17 protein-coding genes are annotated in these 20,931 nt (G+C 41.9%); 1 reads left to right on the forward strand and 16 read right to left on the reverse strand.

The annotated features are described in order from the left end of the window. Positions 1-51 precede the first annotated feature (51 nt). The 8 genes from EJP82_RS03385 to EJP82_RS03420 form a co-directional block, all read right to left on the reverse strand. Positions 52-948 (reverse strand): carbohydrate ABC transporter permease, encoded by an 897-nt coding sequence (locus EJP82_RS03385; protein WP_127190611.1) that lies wholly within the window; start codon positions 946-948, stop codon positions 52-54. 34 nt (positions 949-982) lie between these two features. Continuing rightward, the gene (locus tag EJP82_RS03390; protein ID WP_127190774.1) at positions 983-1,882 is read right to left on the reverse strand and encodes an ABC transporter permease; all 900 of its coding nucleotides are present in this window, start codon (positions 1,880-1,882) and stop codon (positions 983-985) included. A gap of 370 nt (positions 1,883-2,252) precedes the next feature. Then, positions 2,253-2,531: an STAS domain-containing protein gene (locus tag EJP82_RS03395; protein ID WP_127190612.1), complete on the reverse strand. Its 279-nt coding sequence runs from the start codon at positions 2,529-2,531 to the stop codon at positions 2,253-2,255. Beyond that, entirely contained in the window at positions 2,528-4,546 is a 2,019-nt protein-coding gene (locus tag EJP82_RS03400) for a methyl-accepting chemotaxis protein (protein ID WP_127190613.1), read from the reverse strand. Before EJP82_RS03400 ends, EJP82_RS03395 begins: the two co-directional genes overlap by 4 nt. A 44-nt stretch (positions 4,547-4,590) precedes the next feature. Beyond that, positions 4,591-4,989 (reverse strand): ATP-binding protein, encoded by a 399-nt coding sequence (locus tag EJP82_RS03405; RefSeq protein ID WP_127190614.1) that lies wholly within the window; start codon positions 4,987-4,989, stop codon positions 4,591-4,593. A gap of 15 nt (positions 4,990-5,004) precedes the next feature. Further along, the gene (locus EJP82_RS03410; RefSeq protein ID WP_170220118.1) at positions 5,005-6,447 is read right to left on the reverse strand and encodes a SpoIIE family protein phosphatase; all 1,443 of its coding nucleotides are present in this window, start codon (positions 6,445-6,447) and stop codon (positions 5,005-5,007) included. Between the two features lie 289 nt (positions 6,448-6,736). Beyond that, on the reverse strand, positions 6,737-8,209 hold the full coding sequence (locus EJP82_RS03415) for a protein adenylyltransferase SelO (protein WP_127190616.1): 1,473 nt from the start codon (positions 8,207-8,209) through the stop codon (positions 6,737-6,739). 80 nt (positions 8,210-8,289) lie between these two features. After that, positions 8,290-8,967: an NAD(P)H-dependent oxidoreductase gene (locus EJP82_RS03420; protein ID WP_127190617.1), complete on the reverse strand. Its 678-nt coding sequence runs from the start codon at positions 8,965-8,967 to the stop codon at positions 8,290-8,292. A gap of 107 nt (positions 8,968-9,074) precedes the next feature. Between EJP82_RS03420 and EJP82_RS03425 the strand changes: the two genes are divergently transcribed. Next, on the forward strand, positions 9,075-9,878 hold the full coding sequence (locus tag EJP82_RS03425) for a lipase family protein (protein ID WP_127190618.1): 804 nt from the start codon (positions 9,075-9,077) through the stop codon (positions 9,876-9,878). Between the two features lie 22 nt (positions 9,879-9,900). On the opposite strand, the gene EJP82_RS03430 is transcribed toward EJP82_RS03425, so the two are convergent. The 8 genes from EJP82_RS03430 to EJP82_RS03465 form a co-directional block, all read right to left on the reverse strand. After that, positions 9,901-11,196: an MFS transporter gene (locus EJP82_RS03430; RefSeq protein ID WP_127190619.1), complete on the reverse strand. Its 1,296-nt coding sequence runs from the start codon at positions 11,194-11,196 to the stop codon at positions 9,901-9,903. A 40-nt stretch (positions 11,197-11,236) separates the two neighbouring features. Beyond that, complete coding sequence (locus tag EJP82_RS03435) at positions 11,237-11,740, reverse strand: ArsR/SmtB family transcription factor (protein WP_246053962.1); 504 nt, start codon at positions 11,738-11,740, stop codon at positions 11,237-11,239. Between the two features lie 251 nt (positions 11,741-11,991). After that, positions 11,992-12,852, reverse strand: coding sequence for a beta propeller repeat protein (locus tag EJP82_RS03440; RefSeq protein ID WP_127190621.1), 861 nt, complete (start codon positions 12,850-12,852; stop codon positions 11,992-11,994). Positions 12,853-13,251: 399 nt separating this feature from the next. After that, entirely contained in the window at positions 13,252-14,127 is an 876-nt protein-coding gene (locus EJP82_RS03445) for an amidohydrolase family protein (protein WP_127190622.1), read from the reverse strand. Beyond that, entirely contained in the window at positions 14,114-17,257 is a 3,144-nt protein-coding gene (locus EJP82_RS03450; protein WP_425464319.1) for a GNAT family N-acetyltransferase, read from the reverse strand. Before EJP82_RS03450 ends, EJP82_RS03445 begins: the two co-directional genes overlap by 14 nt. A gap of 391 nt (positions 17,258-17,648) precedes the next feature. Next, a complete protein-coding gene (locus EJP82_RS03455; RefSeq protein WP_246053963.1) occupies positions 17,649-18,839 on the reverse strand; it encodes a glycosyltransferase family 4 protein in 1,191 nt (396 codons plus the stop codon). Between the two features lie 122 nt (positions 18,840-18,961). Continuing rightward, a complete protein-coding gene (locus tag EJP82_RS03460) occupies positions 18,962-19,885 on the reverse strand; it encodes a hypothetical protein (RefSeq protein WP_127190624.1) in 924 nt (307 codons plus the stop codon). 258 nt (positions 19,886-20,143) lie between these two features. After that, positions 20,144-20,722 (reverse strand): TetR/AcrR family transcriptional regulator, encoded by a 579-nt coding sequence (locus EJP82_RS03465; RefSeq protein WP_127190625.1) that lies wholly within the window; start codon positions 20,720-20,722, stop codon positions 20,144-20,146. Between the last annotated feature and the right edge of the window lie 209 nt (positions 20,723-20,931).

Here is a 20,931-nt window from a genome sequence, read left to right on the forward strand (position 1 = left end):
CTTTCGCTTTGAACCCGTTAGGATTGACACTGATGCAACTGCACAAAGAGGCTATTCTTTTAATGATCCTACCAGCACACCTTTAACAAAATACTTCTGAACGAACGGGTAAACGCAAATAATCGGTAGGGTCGCAACCATCATTGTTGCCATCGAAAGTGATTTGGTTGTGACGGACTTCATTTGTGCCATGCGCCCTAAAGCAGCCGAATCCATCTGCCCCATCTGATCGCTCATAATGTTAGAATTCAGTATTTGCTGTAGCTTGGTTTGGATAGGCAACAAATCAATATTGTTGATATAAATGCTAGCAGTAAACCAATCGTTCCAATGATAGATTGCTGTAAAAAGCGATAACGTCGCTATTACAGGTCCAGACAAAGGAAGTACGATGCGGAATAACACTCCCCAATTGTTAGATCCATCGATTTTGGCTGACTCCTCTAATCCAACAGGTAATGCTAAGAAGAAGGTACGGAAAACGATCATATTCCATACACTAATTATCCCTGGGATGACCATGACCCAGAATGTATTCATGAGGCCAAGACTACGAATCAATAAGAATGAAGGGATCAATCCACCGCTAAAATACATCGTAACGATGCACATGATCATGTAATATTTACGCCCTATTAATTCTCGTCTCGACATGCCATAAGCCAATATGGCTGTCGCTAGAATCGCAAGAACCGTTCCGCTAATTGTTCTAAGTACAGATATAATAAAGCCATTCATCAACCTCTTATCTTGAAACACAATTTCATAGTTATCTAGAGTAAAGTCACGAGGCCAGAAGGTAACGCCTCCTAGAATCGTATCCGTCCCATTATTAAATGAAACCACTGCCGCATTCCAAAACGGATAAAAGGTTACAAAAGCCAATATCGTTAGTAGGAAATAGATGCTAAAGCTCAACATTTTATCTCCAAAACTCGTCCTACTCATATTTCAGCCACCTTTCCAAAGTCATATCCTCGGCTTACCATAAGCTGTTTCCAGATCTTCGAGCCACTAGATTTGCCAGAGTTAGCATTCCAACACTAATGACTGCTTTGAACAAGCCAGCCGCTGTCGCATAGGAATATCTTGAATTTTGAATCCCTATTCGATAAACATAGGTGTCTAACACATCTGAGACATCCCGTAGTACCGGATTTGTTGCTAAGAGCAAGATATCTTCGAATCCTGCACTTAATAAATTTCCAATGGCAAGAATCATAAATATGACAATGACAGGAATAATCGAAGGTACAGTAATATTAATTATTTGTTTGAGCCTACTAGCACCATCGATCGATGCAGCTTCGTATATATGTGGATCGACTCCCGCAATTGCGGCCAAATATACGATCGAACCAAATCCAATCTCTTTCCATATTCCTGTCGTAACTAAAATGCTCCAGAAGTACTCAGGTATAGCTAGGAAATTGATGGGCTCTTTAATGAGATGTACGCTTTGCAGTAGAATGTTAATGCTTCCGTTGTCCGTCGATAGTAGAGAAACTACAAACCCTGACACAATAACCCAAGACAAAAAGTGAGGTAAATAACTGATCGTCTGAACAACTCGCTTAAATGAAGCTTTTCTCACTTCGTTTAACATGAGGGCTAAAATTATTGGAGCCGGAAAACCAATGAAAAGCTTTAACAAACTGATCACAAGCGTATTTCGCATAATCGTCCAAAACTCAGGTGCATTAAAGAACATTTCGAAATGTTTGAATCCCACCCAAGGGCTATGTAAAAATCCTTTGTAAATGCTGTAATCCTGAAACGCCATTAAAACCCCATACATTGGAATGTAGCTGAATACAAAAACAAATATTAAGGCCGGTATGACCATCATTTGAATATCCCATTGTTTAAACATCCGTCTCATTAGTGAATTCGTTTTCAATTTCTGGTCTTTTTTGATTGTAATTGGAGTCACTATCTTTTCACGCCCCTTCTTTCTTGTAAATTAAAACCTTTTAACTTTAAGTTTAAAAAAATACATTAATAGTTTAAACCTTTTAACTTTCGTTTAAAAATAAAAGCCTCCTTTCAACTTCAGAAGCATACAATACCTTTTGCTGTTAAAAGAATTGTAAGCGCATAACTCACAAGTGTCAATACCCTTTTTTTAATCGTATGATGTAAGATAAATCACACAAATACTGGATGGGAGTACAACAACCCCTACAGCAGCAGGGGTTGTTGTACTCCACTCATTTCTATTCGAATCCGTAGTAAATTAATAATCTAACAGATCACAATATCTCAAACACGTTTGTCAGTCTGGTCAACTCAAAGATCTTCCGTACACTAGGATTCAATGAAGATAACTTGATGTCTCCTCCACTTTCAACACACTTCTTATACGAACTAACGATCACTCCAAGTCCAGTACTATCGATAAACTGGCATTCACTAAAATCTAACAAAAAGTTAACTTTCCCACTATTAATATAATCTCGGATGGTGTCCCTAAATTGCACTGCCTTATCTACTGTAAAAGTTTCTGGCACCTTAATTATCAATTCACTCATAGCTTACCACCCCCTCTGATTATAAAGTTCTCTACAAGACTTTCAAGATTACTTGCCGTTACACTTACTTCCTGGGCGGTATCCACAAAGTTGTTGACTGTTGCTGCCTGCTCTTCGATCGCACTGGCTACATGCTCACTATTTAGAGCCGTTGACTCAGAGATCGTGCCCATGGAATCAATCAGCTTGATGATCTGATCCGAAGTCGCTACCTCATCCTTCGTAATATCCAAGATTTCTTGTATATTTTCTGTAATTATTTCAACAGACTCAATGATGTGAACAAAAGCATGATCTGTTTCATGAACAATCTGTACGCCTTCCATTACGGCTTCAGTTGCCCCTCTCATGGATACCACAGCCATCTCGATTTTACTCATCATGCTTTGCACCAATTCTGAAATTTCATTGGCACGAGCATGGGATTCGTCAGATAACTTCCGGACCTCACCAGCCACCACGTTGAATCCTTTCCCATGTTCACCTGCTCTTGCCGCCTCAATTGCTGCGTTCAGAGCAAGCAAATTGGTTTGTTTAGCGAGCGCATTAATGGTATCTACAATGGTGGAAACCTTATCGGACATCTCATTTACGGATAACAGTATTTCCTCGGTTTCACTCGTACTGTTGTTTATAGAATCCATAGCTCTAACCGTATTTAAGACCCCCGTCCTTCCAGACTGTGCAGCTTCGTTTGTCGTTTGCGCATTACTGGTTGTCGCTAATGCTTTACTTTGAGCCATCTGTACTAAACTCGACATTTGGACCAACACCTGCGAAGCATCCACAACGGACCGATTGTTATTCTCCGCACCAGCAGCTATCTCTTGAGTACTGGAGCTAATCTCTTGAATCGACGCACTAATCTCCTCTGAAGAAGATGCGATTTCCTCAGACATCGTAGTGAGCACCTCAGAGCCCGTCCTAATCTGTTCAATAATAGCTGCCTGCTTATCGATCATCGTGTTAAAAGAATCGCTCAGTACTTGAAGTTCATCGCCAGTTCTTATTGAGGTATGCACGGTTAAGTCACCATCACCTGCTAGAGACATGGCCTTCTTGAGCTTTTCAATTGGCTTTGTAATACTTCTTGTTGTAAATAAAAAGCCGATTAACATAGCAGCAAAAATACACACTACGATAGTAACAATAGTTTCGTTACGGATACTTATAGCTGGGGCCATGTATTCATCGTAATTTGCAGTAGTTGCAACAATCCAGTTACCTGCCGGCTGAAAGGTTATAAATTTATACATCCCTTCATATGTATAGAAGCCCTCGGATGTTTTCCCCTCTTTCATTTGTTGTACAATGTCGTTCAATTGCTTATTATCAGTACCATCCAAGCTCTCTTTAAGTATCTTTTCTTTTACAGGATGGGAGATGATCAACCCAGTTCTATCGATCATATACGCATAACCGCTTTCTCCACTTTTAACTTCAGCAGCAGGGGCGGAGATCCTGTCAAAGACTATCGTTGCGATCATTACCCCCGTTGTACGGCCCCCATTCTCAAGAGGTAAGGCAATGGCTACAACTGGGTTATTCGTAGCCTTCGATACTATAACTTCACTAATTGCCTCCTTCCCTTGAAGCGCATTTTGAAAATACTCTCGATCCTTCACATTTAAATCAGGTGACTCAGAATCGCTTGTAACAAGTGCATCCCCTTCTTCGTTGACAATAAGTAGTGTTTCTATCAAATCCACATTGTCTTGTTGGACACTCGATATATATTGATAGGCACTGTTTACTAACTTGCCATTGGAAGGGTTAGCTATAAGTTGTTGAAGTGTATCATTTTTGGTGGCAATTTTGAGATAGTTGCCCGTAACATCTAATACATTTTCTACAGACTTGGCCACAGAGGTCGTGGTGTCTTTGAGCTGCTCTTCTATGGTTGATTGAATTGCTTGTGACGCTAAATTATAGGACCAAAAACCTGATATAGACAATGGAATACTTATTATTAGAAACAAGAGTATACTAATTTTCACTTTTAAACTGAGTTTCATGTTCTTCCCCCTCGATAACGTTAGAAAACCAAGTCATAAAAACACTATAATATTGGATTGCTTACATCTTTATCTATATAAATCGTATTGTTTATCATCTCCACATTATCCGATAAGCATCGAATCAGATATAAGCCCCTTCCTCCTTCATCTAGTAAGTGAAGATTATCAATCTTATCCGGAAAGGCAAGCTTCCTTATTCCATCCCCGCAATCCTCCACCTGGATCTTCAGATGCTTATCTTTAAGCATATATCTGACGTAAATTTGCTTCTTGCAATCCCGATTATTCCCATGATAGTGGGCATTCGTTATCGCTTCATGCAATATTAATTTTATATCGAAAACACATACGTCTAGTCTCAGATCTTGGATGATTTCATCAATAATATAGCAATGATGCTCCAAACAGCAGAGTATTACCTCCTTTTGAACGGGCTCCATGATTCCTCCTTTTTGTCACCTTATATTCAAACTCAGCCATGTACAATCGTCCTGCAAAGGAGTATTGACAATGCTATCTCGTAAATACTCAAAATCACAACTCAATTCATCAGCATCATCTAAGAGGTCCATTCCATCACTGTAAAAACAGAATCTATCCCCAGAATCAAAATAAATGATTACTTCATCAAATTCACTATTGTCAAACATGCCAAGCGGTGCACCTTTTACGGTCATCCTTTTTCCGTTTTGATCCTTAGGCTTATATATAAATTCGTTAATACCAGCCCCAGAGGCTTTGAGTCTTCCTTCGCGAAAGTCTAAATTAAAGCAGCAAACAGCTACATAATCCTCTTCCAAATACTGCGTTGCCTTATGATTTAAATCCTGCAAAAGTAATACGGGATCCTGCGTAACGAGTAAACTGTCCATGAACAATACCCGCATCGCGGAAATATTAAGAGCTGCCGTGATCCCTTTGCCAGTTACATCACCGATAATTCCAACCACTTGCTCTTCGTTTATCTTGTGAAAAATAAAGAAATCACCACTAAGTGTTGCTGCGGGTACATATAACTTCTGTAAGTCCACCCTATTCTCCAAAGGAAACGGTGCCGCATGACGATGCTCCTGAAGTCGTACAGCCCTTTCTATTTCCACTTTACTTTCTGTTATATCTCGCAACACCAGTTGCGTGGCCTTTACTTCCTTGTAAATGATCGGAGCTCCCGAAATCTCAAGATCGAAGATCCTCCGATCATATCGGATAAAGCGCTGCTCCATGCGAAAGGTTTCTTTTGCTTTGGTGTGGAACTTGGTTATAAAATTGTGGTACACATCACTAGTTATGTAATCTTCACTGAAAAAAGAGTCTACTCTTTTGCCTATTAGTTCATCCTTCACTTCACCAAATAGGACTTCAGCTTGGTTATTCACAAATAAAATGATCCCTCTGCTATGTACCAGGATCGGTTCAGGACATAGTTCCACCAAACCCCTATATCTCTCTTCACTTTCCTTCACCATAAGCTCTGACTTAACCCTCTCACTGATATCATGAATGACAGAATAAATGCATTTTTTCCCAAGCATCGTAATCAAACCTGTATGTATTTCCACATCAACCATTCTTCCATTTGCTAATCGGTGTCTATCCATCACTACCTGATTACCACTGTGTTTACCTTCGGGTAAAGCCTTCTTTATAAAGTCGTTAGGTTCATTAGGTTCCTCATCTTGATTTATAATCAAATCGGAAATATGAAGTGCCCTGAATTCCAAAAGCGAATATCCATAATAGGCACAAGCAGCTTTATTAGCATCTACAATGCTACCTGAGCGAGAATCCACGAGCAATGTAACAAGATGATTGTTTTCATAAATACAGCCATAATGCTCCATACATTGTGCGTGACTTGGAGAATGAACCAAGTTTTTACAATCCTTATCATTTGTCATTATCATAACCCTCACAATTATTTTTAACTTACAGATCATTCCATTATTTAGCCCATCAATTATACCTAATTCGAGAATCAGAAAGCTATGACTTTCGACATGAAAACACATAAAAGCGTAAATATTGTCGAATATTTCAAAATGTGTCCCTATTTGATAAATTCGACTAAGTCAGGGCAACTATTTGACTATAGCGGAATGCCCGATTCATACAATTTACTCACTCGCCATGACCAAAAAAAAAAAGACATTAACGAATGTACATTCGTTAACGTCTTCCTAATCCAAATCAGGTTCCGCAAAAAGTTTGATAAGGTATTGAAGAAACCGCAGGCAGTGTCGAGTAGTCATCCTGATCCGAAGCGTATGCGTATGGATTCGAGAGAACTCCAAGAAGACGCTCCATTACACTGAAATCTCCTTCATTCACCGCCGCTTCTAGCGCTTCCTCTACCCGGTGGTTACGCGGAATTATCGCCGGATTGCTACTGCGCATTAGCTGCTGCGAAGCGTCTTTCGATTCCTTCTGCCTGCCCAATCTTACCTGCCATAACTCATGCCACTGATTAAATTCCGGTGTTTCAAACAGATCCGAATCTTCCAACTCCTCTAAAGTTAAGGCACGGAAGGTATTCGTATAATCTGCACGATACTTGTGCATCAATTCAAGAAGACCATCAATAAGAGATCCATCCTGGTGTTCTTCGTTAAAAATGCCCAGCTTCGCCCTCATACCTGAGAGCCAACTCCGATAAAAGATCTCTTTGAAATCTTCAATTGCCTCTTCGGCAATTTTGATAGCCTGCGCCTGATCGTCATGTAGCAGCGGCAGAAGCGTCTCAGCAAATCTCGCGAGATTCCAAGCCGCAATACCCGGCTGATTACGATAGGCATAACGACCCTGATGGTCAATAGAACTGAATACCGTCTCAGGATCAAAAACATCCATGAAAGCACAAGGACCATAATCAATCGTTTCTCCACTAAGTGCCATGTTATCAGTATTCATCACTCCGTGAATAAAGCCGACCAGCTGCCATTTGGCAATTAGCTCAGCCTGACGATTAATCACTTCTCGAAGCAGAATAAAATAACGGTTCATATCTGTATCAGTGTCAGCTTCCGAATAATGTCTCTGCAAAGTGTAATCAGCCAGAGCTCGGAGATCCTCAATCGTACCCCAAGCTGCGGCGTATTGGAAGGTACCGACACGTAAATGACTGGCGGCTATACGGGTCAAGATAGCACCCTGTTGCTCGTTTTCCCGGATTACCGAGTCACTACTAGTTGCCACCGACAAGCTACGGGTGGTAGGAATACCAAGCGAATGCATGGCTTCGCTGATGATATATTCGCGAAGCATTGGCCCAAGTGCGGCTCGGCCATCCCCCCCACGAGAATATGGCGTTCTTCCAGCACCCTTAAGCTGAATATCTACTCGCGCGCCACTTGGAGTGATTTGTTCACCAAGTAACACTGCTCGGCCATCTCCTAACATGGTGAAATGTCCAAATTGATGTCCTGCATAAGCTTGAGCAAGAGACACCGTGCCTTCAGGAACTTCGTTACCAGCAAGCACATTTACACCCTCAATACTTTGCAGTGCTTGACTATTCAACCCTAGAGATGTTGCCAAAGCATCATTAAGAATGATCAACTTAGGTAATCGTACAGGAGCAGGCTTTAGCCTTGTAAACAAAGATTCCGGCAGCCTAGCATAACTGTTGTCAAAGTTCCATCCTATATTTATCTTCTCCGTCATAATATCTCCTTTTGGTAATCATCGGTCTAATACTTCATTACCTAAGAATAAATTATGTTAAAATTTAATGCAAATCCGCCTTATTCCACCCACTCAACCACTTGCTCCGCGGATTGACGTGTCTTTTCCGATGGCTCATGTAATCTGTATCCAAAAGCAGCCATAACAGAAACACCAAAATGTTCGAGGTCCATGATTCCTTCTGCTACTAATAATTCGTTTATTTTCGCTCTGTTAAACCCTTCAATTGGGCAAGAATCAATTCCAATCAAAGCGGCAGCAGTCATCATGTTACCTAATGCAATATAAGTTTGGCGACAAGCCCACTCGAACATCACTCTCGGATCATCTTCAACTGCAAAACTAGTTTTCAAAAAATGATCATACGTTGTCTGCTTCCCCAGTGCAATATCGGATGGCAGCTTCTGGACATTCTCCATCATGTCTTTAATATATTCAGAGCTTGCGACCATATCATTAGGTAATCTCGACAGAATGACCATGAAATGACTCGCCGTTGGTAACTGCCTTCTAGCGCCTGTTGCAAACTCCGCTAGCTTAATTCGAATGTCCTGGTTTTGCATAATAACAAATTTCCAAGGTTCAAAACCATATGAGCTTGGAGATAAACGACCTGCTTCTAATATGTAATGAAAGTCGGCATCACTTATTTTCTTATCTGGGTCAAAATCTTTCGTTGCATGTCGAAATTGAAAAGACGATAGAATTTCATTTTTCTTAAGCTCTAGATCACTCATTTTTTATAAACTCCTTCATTATTATGTAGTCATGGTGTAACTTCTCGTTTATAGGAATCTCTCCTTCATCCCACTAATATAGTGTAGGAGAGAAGGGCGGGATTTACATGGGTAATAAAACCGGTGAAGAGCAGTGGGCTATCTTCCTAGCCGCAATCTGCGGGCAGACCTATTCACAATTTTCGAATTCGGATGGCTCGTTCGTCGTTCCATTGAATTATGTGGTCTGTGATACTATTCAAGCAAAATCCATCAACAACGTATGGGAATCCTTCGGGTTTATTCTGGAATCTCCGCAAGAGATTATTATTGCCTTTCGAGGAACCAGCTCTACTCCCAATTGGATATCTAACCTCATCGCCTCACAAAAGAGATTCAAATATATCAAAGAAGATTGTCTTACGCATCGCGGCTTCACAGACATCTATTCTTCAGCTCGCAGTGAGATTATCTCTGCACTCTCTAAGTTATCTCCTAGTAAGACATTATACATTACAGGGCATAGTCTCGGAGGTGCACTAGCTACATTATGTGCTATAGATATTGCAGCCAATACCCATTATACCTCACCCAACTTGTTTACATATGGGTCCCCACGTGTAGGCGATCCAGCCTTTGCGAAAGTTTTTTCCAAGTATGTGCCAAATAGCTACCGCATCGCCAATCCCTTTGACATCGTAACACATGCTCCCCCATCCATCTACAAACTACCCAATCGGGACAAAAAGTACTATTACAGTCATGTTCAGACCCTCTCATCGCTGTCTTTCCAGAATGGATCCGTTAGCGGCAATCATATTATCAGTAGTTATTTCAAGGAGCTTGCCAAGCTCCAGCCTCGATTTACCGAACTATTATGTGCGACGAACCCTGGATTCTGTCCACTCGTTGATTCGAAATCACAAGAGTAATGTCAATGTAAGTTTAGAAAGATCAGGCTTGGATCCCCGTTATATCAGACTTATCAGACTTACGAGAGAAATTGAAAAATCCTTCATCAATATGCTCAGTGGCAGGGAGGTTGCGAGAAACTTTATCGAATGACCAATATAATCCTACTAAAAGAACTGCTGCTCCACACAGGGAAATTACCGTAGCACTATTTAGCCAAATACCTAAAGTACCACCTATAAGACTACCTAAAGGTAATGCAATTCCACTTAGTGCCATAGTTGCTGAAAAGATAAGACCTAAATATTGTTGTGGTACCCCCTTTTGTACGACAGTATTAATAATTACGTTAACGGCTCCTCCTGGAAACCAGGCTAAGCCATAAACAAGGATGGTCACCCAAAGCCAAGGACTATAAATACTGAGACACCAAGCTATTCCTGATAGTATGTAAGCGAGAGAATATAACCTCCCCAAACGTATTCGTTCGAGTTTTAAGAAGGGAGCACACAGAGCACCAACCAGACTTCCCAGTGCTTGTGCCATCAGTAAAATCCCATAAATACCAGCACCACCAAGATAATCACTATACATAGGGAGCACACTGAAAGTCGCTCCTCCAGCCGCATTGATGATAATGACACCAAAAAGAAGCTTGGAAAGCGGCGTTCTAACCAGCAACCGTATCCCATCCATCAAATCTGAGAAGTATCGATTCATATGAGTTGTAGTCTTGACTGAAGAATTAGTCTCGGAATGGATTCGTGCTGTAGGCTTAATACGAAGCTGACTAAATATAATTGCACCGATAAAAAAACCAATTGAATTCCAAAGATATATAGATACCGCACCCAATATACCAATAAGAATACCAGATACAGCATTACATGCCACGTCGATCCCCTGATATGCAACTGAAAATAGTGAATTACCTTGTGTTAGTTGTCTCTTCTCCAAAATCTTTGGGAGAGCAGACATCTGTACTGGATATACCCAAGTATTGCAAGTTGTAAGTATGGGTGTAATGATCAAAACTAAACCAACAGATAAAAAACCGAAATAGGATGCAATAGGAACGATAAGTAATATTATCCCTTGAATAAGTTGACTATATACTAGCACTCCACGGATGGAAATACGGTCTATGATCGGTCCAGAGAGTAGTTGAATGATCTTCGGTATAATAGATAGAAAACCTGCTAATCCCGTATATAAAGTTGAACTACTTAGATCATATACTAGCCACATGGCTGCTACAGCGTATAAACTATCCCCTATATTCGTTAGGATTCTGCCAATAAACATGAGGGAAAAATTTCTGTTTCTAAAAATATCCACGTAATATCCCCTATTATCTTTATATTTTTTTCTTCTAAAATTAATCAACAGACAACATTTTTATCCCGACCGCGAACTCTTTAACATCTTCACTAGTTGATTCAGAAGTACTTCCAACCCATTTTTCTAATAATTCCTTGAATTCTAAAGTCAGTTCTTCTTGCTGCGAAGGTGTGAGAAATAATCGTAAACTTAGCATCGTTCGAGAAGATACGTCTGAGTCTGAATCTTCTGCCAATAATGGATCAATGAATTGGTTGCCATTCGTGTTAAACCATTTCGATTTAGCCAAATAGTATTTCTCAACGATCCCCCCCTCCGTCCGTGTGTCCACAAGATCGACAAGTCCACCTTCATGCAATTTTTTGATATGGTAATGAGTACTTCCTGGGGATTGTTGTAGCTCTACAGCAACCTGTTTTGCCGTCTTGGCCGAATTTTGTAGACAACTAATGATCTGGATTCGCTTAGCACTGCTAAGTAATTTAGACTGCTCGACTGAAATATTGACTAATGGAATTGAATTGGATGATTTGGAATGCACTTTTATTTCCCTCCATATGTTTAGAATATAACCACACGATCTAATTTTATAAGTCATTCTAATTAATTAGATCGTCTTTATTTATCATATATTGAAGTCCATATTCTGTAAACTAAATTTCTGTAAAAAATAACAATACGTCACAAAAAGGCTGCTGGATAATTCTCCAGCAACCCTTTGTCTCCTTGTATCTTTCAAGATAAATTAATATACCTTCGCATGAAATGATGCGCTTATCTCTTGTTTTTTTCTTATTTAGAATCACTCAGGTGATCATACGATGAATCATACGTCCACTTCAGGCCATTGTCCTTACTCGAGAGGTAAATGGTACCTATTGTGTTCCCCTCTTTACTGAGCAGAATGGGATATAATCCTTCTTTTCCACCCAAAATAGGTGAAAGCGGCGTTTTTTGATATTCATTGAAGGTTTCTGGAAGGGATACCGCGAGCTTTTCCCATGTCTGCCCGCTATCCTTGGTCCAATAAATAACAGGTCCATTATCTTCATAATATCTAAAACCCAAGAACCCGATATCCTTGCTTGCAAAACCTGCCCCGGTTAAACGTTCCGCATATAAATCGTTTGGATTCCCAAGCTCCTTCCATGTCTTCCCGCCGTCAGAGGTCTGGTATACATAATTCAGCGAACGTCCCACACCAGCAGAACCCCCTGATACCATCCAGCCATTTTGTTTGTCTGTAAACCCGATGAACTTTGCATCATAACCCATTGCGCCTTCTATGGTGTAGTTATTCCACGATTCTCCTATGTCGTCACTGATTAATACATGAAGCGGGGATGACTTCCCATCTGCAAATCCGTATACTATAGCGGTTTTATCCTCGGAAATATAAAATCCAGTATCCGCTCTCCCCATCCCAAGAACAGTTCCAGTCGTATCAAGTTTTAAAGGAGTTTGGGCCTCAACCTTCCCATCCCGATAGGAGACAGAGACATTTCCATTCTCGTCCATCGAATACGCATTCCCCGCGTCATGTGCTATAACTTGTTCACCGTTAGAGCTGTAAGAATAGATTGTACCTGGTTTGAACGCCGGGTCTGGAGATTGAGCGTTCAATTTTGTACAGGCAGCTAGTATTGCTGCCACTCCGACCACCATTAAGACTGCAATAAACGCACCTATTCCATTTCGTTTTTCTTTCTTACTTTAAATACTACCGAGTCGCTGTTTCATCGAGTATTTCCTCCTGCAAAATTTGTTGACAAAGCTACATACCGTGAAGCACTGATTTGCATAACTGACAAAATCACTTCACAATATCTCCTCTGTTACACTGCACTTTGCTTTTTATTGGAAAATGTATAACAGCTTAGACGCTTATTTACAGCCAAGGTTGCTATAATGAAATATAAGATGAAAGATGAATTCTGATCTCATGGCTATGACCCCACAATAAACAAGCCATCCCCTTCGCACTACCTACGGGGATGGCTTGTTTATTTATGCTTCATTGTGCCTAACTATACTGTGCTGCTCCCACTTCTCTCAGAGCTCCGCAATCCGCTGCTGAATGCGTGGAAACAGCCCAAAGGCATTCTCGTAAAATACTTTCTCATGATGCTGCTCAGGCACAAGCCTGCGGATGAATTCCGCATACAGGTCAATTGGCGCAAGCGGCCAATCGGTTCCGAACAGCATTTTTTCGTAATGATCGGAGTACACCAGCGCCCGGCGAAAATGGTCCATGAATAAGGGCTCGTTCATAAACCGCTCAAAATGGGGCCGATCACCGACTACGAGGCCGGACAAGTCGGCATAGACGTTCGGATTTTTGGCAACCACTTCGGCAGCGTCCATCACCCAGGGATCACCCAGATGGCAGATCATAAAGTTCACGCCGCGCTGTTTGTAGGCTAATTCATCTACGGTAAGTGGATGCGAATACTTGAGCAATCCATTCATCGAGTACGTATCGCCGGTATGAATGACTACAGGCATGCCGTACTTAGCAGCCAGTTCATAGATTGGTGTATAGATTTTGTCATAGACGTAATGATGATAGTACCCGGCATACAACTTAATTCCCGCTACCTCGGGAGCTTGCAACCGTGCTTCGATTCGGTCCAACTCCTCCAGGGTTTGCTTTCCTATGAGCTTGTTCGGATTGATGCCAACGCATTCCATTAAGAACGGGGGAACACTGTCTTCCAAGTCAAGGCCCATCGGATTGGGTGAAGTGGAGTCAGGAAAGGCACCCTTTATCTGCTCTGTGACCCCCATTCCAATGCCGAGAACGACGTCATTCTTGTCAAACTCAGCCTTGAGGCCAGCAGCGGTGTAATCGACTTTGGACTGATCAATCGCTGTTTGATGAAAGCTATCGATGTCCGACAGATGAATATGAATGTCAATGATCGGCATGTGTAGACTCCTTTTCGTTAGTTGGACTGGCAAAGGTCAGCTTCAAAAGTCCACGAACATCCTCTGGTGTTAAAGCAATCTCCCCCAAGATCAGGAATGTCGGCTGTGTCCAAGCGGTTTCTCCACTCAGAAGTGGAAGATGATGATTCACACCGTGAGTGAACACTTTATTGTTTACATACACCGAAGCCTTCTGATTGGGATAACTATTCACAATATGCAGCAGATCCTTACGCGAAGCCGCACCGATTCGCATGATCCCCTTGGAATCAAGATGGGTCTCGACCTTCCCAAGGAGGAACTTGCCTTCCTCGGGAAGGTCCATCCATCCTTCGCCAAAGACAGCTGAAGGCTTGAAGTAACTATCCTCCGATAACGAATACTGCGGCAGGACCAATCCAGTTCCGTTAGTCACCGAATGCATCACACTAAGAACAGGGACACCGGGGAGCATAAGATAATGCTGATGGATAGTAATTCCCCGGTTCGCTTCCTGTTTCTCGATGGAAGTAGTTATTCGTAGTCCTTTCCAGACATTGCCGTGAGCATCAATCCGCTCCGCCCAATCCACAGTTCTTGGCTCCTGCAACCGACTAAATCCACCCATGCCTGGAATTCCCACGCTGAGTCCACCATGCCAAGGATTCCACCAGGAACGCGGTACCGCTTCCGGATAGGAGCTGTCCAGCCATTCTTCTCCATGATACTTTAGGGAATGAACGAAACTCCCGAACTCAGGGTCAGCGCCTATAGAGAGAACTCCGTTGCTCACCGTATAAATGGGACCAGCAGGTCCTTCTATCATCTCGCAAGTGACGGTCGTTTCCGATTGAGGGAACCAGAGACCCGATCGCTCCTGAACTCGATCTTCTCCGCAATAGACAATCCGGACCTTTCGGCCGGATTCGCGGTGTCCCGGCGATGCCGTTTCCTCGGCAGAGAGTTCAAATCCCGCGGAGCGCAAATCCTGCTCCCTTTGCAACTCAATGTCAGCGGCCTTCAACTCTGCACCACCATCATTTTGCACAGATAGTTCGAGACTTCCAGCGAGTGGAATCATCTTTCGTTCAATTAGTTCTGCATGAAGGGGCCCCGCCGCAAAGAGATTTCCACCGCCGAGTGTTAATTCAAGATGATCATCCAGTACTGGAATGACAGAATTCCGCTGTTTCCGGGCGAAGGAACGGAAGTCCGACCACTTAGTGAAGGTGTTCAGAGCAAACACAGTCGTCTTTGTCCGTACAATATCTCCGGCGGATATTCGGCCAAGATTATGCTCCAGTCCAAGCGGGTATTCCGGGCGAAGCAGCTTCAGAGAAGGGTCCCAGCAGATTCCGCATGTGACGTTCTGTTCCTTGCAGAACAGCCAGTTCTCTGTGATCTGTGCACTGTCCCAATGACTCGGGTCACCGGAGTAAGCATCTTCCATGTCTACGAAATGGCCTTGATATGGCAAGATTAGCCGCTTGCCAAAGAATCCAAAATTCGTCAGCAAATACACGTTCTCTTCCAGCGCTTTGCTGCTGGTATTGTAGATCTCGTGATGAAACTCAGCGATTCCGTTTGCAAACAACTTGGCCACTGTTTTTATCTCCAGCCCTGGGAATTCTTCCGATTCGTAGAGGGCTTCGAGAACCTGGCTCTCCCCTTCCGAATAGATCTTCACTTCTTTGGCGTGCTTCTTGGAGAATTCTTCTGCGAACGGTTTGCCTAGCTTCGGATAGGTCCACCAGAAATTGTGGCTAGAACCAGGATATTCAATCCATATTCCATTGTCGATCTTGCTCAGATGAAGGGAGAATGCGCCGTTCACGGCGACCCATTGATCCCCGACTTGCCCACCAAAGCGGCCATACGTTCCTTTCATTAAGACGGACAACTTGCTAGTGAAGGAAACCGCCTTCTGTCCAGCCGGAACGGCTATCACTTCAACATCTCGTGAATATAGTCCGAATGCCCGCAGGGTAAAGGGAACCGGGACAGAAGCTTTACTCTTCGCCGGAACTGTGAGGCGTACCTTACGATCTGCCCATTCCAAGAATTCATCCTCCGGCAAGTCAAATGCGAACTCCGCTTCCGAGGTAAAATTATTCTCTACGTTCAGGTACAATTCGGCCGAAAGGCCCGAATACAGCTCCCGAGTTAGCAACTCTATCTTCATCTTGGCTGGAAATTTAGGAGCGACGCCAATGCGAAACTCTGCTCGCTTGCCACCGATTATCCATTTACTCATAACAACGGGGTGGGTCTTCTTATCGTTCTGCTCCTCACGAACCGAATCAAGCTCAAAATCACCCTCGACAATGACCTTTTCTCCTGGAGCGAGAGTTATAGCAGCAGATAGAGCAAAACGGATATTTTTATCGTTCTGTCCTTTGATCTCAATTGCCAGCTCAGATGCCGAGCGATTCTTGATGCAATAGCGAATCTTGTAAGTGGGACCGAACACTAGATCATGATCGTCAATCTCAGTGGATATTTCATAGTCGGGCGTATCAAGAGCGGTTAGCCCACGACCAGTCTTCTCGAATTCTGCACGTAAGGAGAGTTCTCCCTTTTGCCAAGTGTAATCAAAGAAATCAAAGCCACGCTCCGAGCGACCATCCGGCTGAATAGGGAGTTCCCGGGTGCTGTCTGCGTACCAATCCAGCTCCTCAAAATAAGGAGCTAGCGCTTCAGTTTGCAGAACGGTTGGAATGAAGTTCATCAGATGGACGTAATCTTCATTCTTTTCCCAGAAGAACCCGCATTTCTTATACATCGGCACAGCCTTGGTGTTCCCCGCCCAAGTGAATAGATCTAGCCGTGGCCAGCCTGCTTCGACTGTTTTGCGGACGGCATTTAATATCAGATTACGACCGACCTTGTAGCCATGATAATCCGGACGCACATTTAACAACGGTACATACAAGGCCCCTTCGTCATGACGATAGTGAGCGAAACTGCAGAAGCCCACTACCTCTTTGCCTTTGACCGCGAGAAACACATGAAGATTGGACGAAATCTCCATCTCTCTGCGCACGGTGTCCTCAGTTCTCTGGTTGGCACCTCCGCCCCAGCTTTCGTTGCTACGATTCCACATCTCAGCGACCGCCCCAGCGTAGGAAGGATCATATTCGATAATCTGGATTTGTTCGGCATTGGCATTTCCTGTCATGCACTCATCTCCTTAGCATCATCTAAATGTATGTATTAGATATAGCTGCACCATATTACTTTATCTGCATTAGCTCCAACATCTGATATCTTCATAAAATTCAATATCATATTTATTTTATCATCACCAATATGTTTTCCGTTATCAGCATTATAAAATTGAACAATCTCTACCTTATACAACCCATGTTTCACTTCAATCCTATTATTTGGTCAATTTTTGTCTGGAATAATACGATCTCTGAATAAAAAGCTCCCATAGCACGAAACTGCGGGAGCTTCTATAAATAACTGATTCACACGATTATCCCACCAAAGACAGGTTCTCATAATCCGCAACTCAGCTATACCCATTAAATAAGAAATTACTTAATCCTGATCGTTTTTTCTATAGCCTTCTTTAATGAAAATCCCGCACGGTTCCAAGACAAATTTAGCGCGTCATGCCGAGCTCGTTGCCCTTTCAACTTACATAATAGAGGATTCTCATAGGCTTTTCTCATCTGCATTTTTAAACTTCCAATATCCGGTTCCGCCCACAACTGTCCCTTTTCCGAGAACAAATGGCGAAATTGGCGTGAGATTGATGATTTTCGATTCATGCCGATGATCGGGGGGCGCATTTTATATTGAACTAGGAATGAATTATTACTTGTTAGGAAATCCATATGCCCCCCCCATCCAGTTGTTATTACAGGGACGCCGCTGGCTAACGATTCTAGAAACGGCAAACCCACTCCTTCGCCTCGCGTAGGAAGAACAAAGGCATGCCCCTGCGCATAAATGCTTCTAAGAGAATTAGAATTTAAATGTTGGGCAATGATCTGAATAGGGGCTGTACTCTTACGAATGTTTAGCCTATCTTTGTAAGCTTGTATTCGGTTGCGAATCCAGCGTTCATTCTCATAAGATGCATATCCATTAGTTTTGATGATCAGTAGGACATTATCGGTAGCAGTAAACTCTTCCCAATATGCTTTAAGTAATGCTTCAGGATTTTTACGGTGCTGAAATCCGAATATAGATATAAAAACGAATTTATCATTTGTTTTTTTTGAAGGCTGTTTCTTCATTCTAGGAGTGAACTTCCGAGCATTCACCCCATGAGGAACAATATATACGGGAATTCTAATTCCGCTATTACGCATCGCCTGCTTGTTCTGTAGTGAAGGGACACATACGGCATCAACTTGATTGATCGGTTTGATCCATCGGCTAGGGATACGGGTTGTCTCCCAGACGGTGTTAATGATAATCGTCTTGAACTGCTCTCTTTCTTTCCTTATATTGAGAGTATTTGGGGAGTAATGATAAATTAACACCTTTTGCTTCTTTGAAGTTTGGGGTTCTCGGCTTCTCACTTCTCTAACCGTAGTATTCACCCCTTGCTGTCTCAAAGCCTTAACGTACTCTCTACTGGCTATTCCAAGACCAGAGGCTCTATTGACAGGTCCTTTCCATACGACTTTATAGGAGGAGGTTTTATCTTTCTTATTTGCAGGTATCAAAATATTTATTTTTGTTCTGCTTGATAAACGCTTGGTTATGGCAGGCACATCTTCAGCTCCTTTAATAAAAAGTACTGAATTATGATATGCCTGTATTGAACAAAAGGAATGGTCATCTATCTATAAGACGAGAACCTTGATTCAATCCCCTTCTCGGATATATCAAATTGCTAGAAATGAACGCTACTGCCTTTCTCCGTATTTCCAATGGTCTTCAATATGTCTGCTACTATTCCTCTACTTAGATAAGTTACTTTCCTTTGTTCCAAAACTTCTTCGTATGTACCGTCATCCTTTATTTTATTGTGCCTGATAATTAAGTAGCCCTCTTGACACTTAGGACATTGCCCTATTTTAAAATTATATCTAATATTCTCACATAACTCATTATCAATTTGTTTCTGTTGTTGGATACGATCAGAAAATCGATAAACATTGTCATCATGTATGGATTGGTTTAAATCAACCATGATCGAGTCGTAATCCACTTCATCAATCTCAAAAAGTTCATGCTCTTTTAAATAAGCTCGTTGACAGGATTGACAGTGGTTCTTACTGTCACTTAACATACTTCCACCAAACAAACTTCCAAGTATAAAACCTAAACCTTGTACTACTAGATTAAAAGTACTCATGGTCCTTCCCGATTCAAAAGTAAGGCCCCCATTCACATTACTTCTTGACGAGATCGATACACTAGAATTGTCGAGTTTATTGGAATAATAATTATAAAACGTCAATGGCTCGTTACTATCATTTAGAGAATAATTACTAATATGTTCTCCTTGCAATCTATGATTAACCACATTATCAGCAGATACATAGGTTATCATATATTCTCCATACTCAATACCAACCATAGTTATTAATGCCAAAATAACTCCAAAAAGATAGTTTGTTTTTACTAACTTTTTCCCCATTTTCATAACCCCGTGGTAATAACCGAACGCAGCAAGTCCACCTAAGGCTAAACTGCCTGCGGGGATAATAAATAGAATTGTTAAGCTATGTACTTTAAAATTAAATAAAGATATAGAAAGTAATGCAATAAAAATCGATGCTGCTGTAGTCAATAAACCAAAAATCTTAGCCATTATCAAAATCTCCTCTATGTATCAGTTCTCCCATAAGTCGACAAAATTCTTCTTTTCCCTCCTTCTATTTACATAATATTCCCAATGAATTATATTCAATTAATTTAAATCTATCTATAGGACGAAAGGCCTTGATTCAATACCCTAATCAAAAATAAACCTGTCTAGACATAACAAAAATGCCCCTCTACCAGTGTGCTGGTGAGGGGCATGGAGGCCCACGGTCTCTCGAACAATTTGATTATTTCTATCCAAATTCTAGGAAGACTGTATACCTTCAAAAGCTATGGTCACCAAATTCTTAATGAACGTATCATCTATCTGTTCACCTGTTAGTAAAAGTCTGTAGAAAACAGGCCCGTAAATTAGATCGATAGTTAATTCGATATCAAGCGTTTCCTTCAGTTCTTTCCGTTGAACTCCCCGTTCCAGAAGAAGCCGCGCTTCAAGACGACGAGGATTAAAGTATCTGCTGCGGTAAGCTTCAGCCAGCCCCTGATCAAATTGTCCCTCACCTATCAGCTCCGTGATTATTTTACCTTCCCGGCTTGTCAGAAATTGGGCTAAATTTGTAGCATGAATTAATATATCGTTAAATACTGAACCCGTATCGGGTACGGGTAGCCTTGCGGCAGCCGCAGACATAAATCCATCCATAACAACGGCAGCCTTATTGGCCCACCATTTATATATGGTGGCTTTGCTGACCTGAGCCCGTTCGGCAATTTTATCAACCGTGACAGCCCCGAAGCCGATCTCCAGCAGCAAGTCATAGGAAGCGGCAAGAACAGCCTTTTCGGCTTCCGCGTTACGGGGACGCCCTCTTTTGGTATTCAAAGTAATTCCTCCTTATTAATGAGTCAGCAGTACGATGTTCAGATAAATACTATACGTACATTATACAAAATATTTAACGGTGAAGAAAATGAAAAAAACTATTTACAATACTGAACGACCAGTATATTATATGAATATAAATTATTGAACTGTACGTACAGTATTTATAATGAGGAGGAATATACATGGAACTCGAACGGGAAATTACA

This window comes from Paenibacillus anaericanus (assembly GCF_003994475.1).
Taxonomy (GTDB): domain Bacteria; phylum Bacillota; class Bacilli; order Paenibacillales; family Paenibacillaceae; genus Fontibacillus; species Fontibacillus anaericanus.

Bases quoted from the DNA above. Each gene is read 5' to 3' on its own strand.
- EJP82_RS03385 (WP_127190611.1), bottom strand. From the start codon at position 948: ATGAGTAGGACGAGTTTTGGAGATAAAATGTTGAGCTTTAGCATCTAT.
- EJP82_RS03390 (WP_127190774.1), bottom strand. From the start codon at position 1,882: ATGAGACGGATGTTTAAACAATGGGATATTCAAATGATGGTCATACCG.
- EJP82_RS03395 (WP_127190612.1), bottom strand. From the start codon at position 2,531: ATGAGTGAATTGATAATTAAGGTGCCAGAAACTTTTACAGTAGATAAG.
- EJP82_RS03400 (WP_127190613.1), bottom strand. From the start codon at position 4,546: ATGAAACTCAGTTTAAAAGTGAAAATTAGTATACTCTTGTTTCTAATA.
- EJP82_RS03405 (WP_127190614.1), bottom strand. From the start codon at position 4,989: ATGGAGCCCGTTCAAAAGGAGGTAATACTCTGCTGTTTGGAGCATCAT.
- EJP82_RS03410 (WP_170220118.1), bottom strand. From the start codon at position 6,447: ATGACAAATGATAAGGATTGTAAAAACTTGGTTCATTCTCCAAGTCAC.
- EJP82_RS03415 (WP_127190616.1), bottom strand. From the start codon at position 8,209: ATGACGGAGAAGATAAATATAGGATGGAACTTTGACAACAGTTATGCT.
- EJP82_RS03420 (WP_127190617.1), bottom strand. From the start codon at position 8,967: ATGAGTGATCTAGAGCTTAAGAAAAATGAAATTCTATCGTCTTTTCAA.
- EJP82_RS03425 (WP_127190618.1), top strand. From the start codon at position 9,075: ATGGGTAATAAAACCGGTGAAGAGCAGTGGGCTATCTTCCTAGCCGCA.
- EJP82_RS03445 (WP_127190622.1), bottom strand. From the start codon at position 14,127: ATGCCGATCATTGACATTCATATTCATCTGTCGGACATCGATAGCTTT.
- EJP82_RS03460 (WP_127190624.1), bottom strand. From the start codon at position 19,885: ATGGCTAAGATTTTTGGTTTATTGACTACAGCAGCATCGATTTTTATT.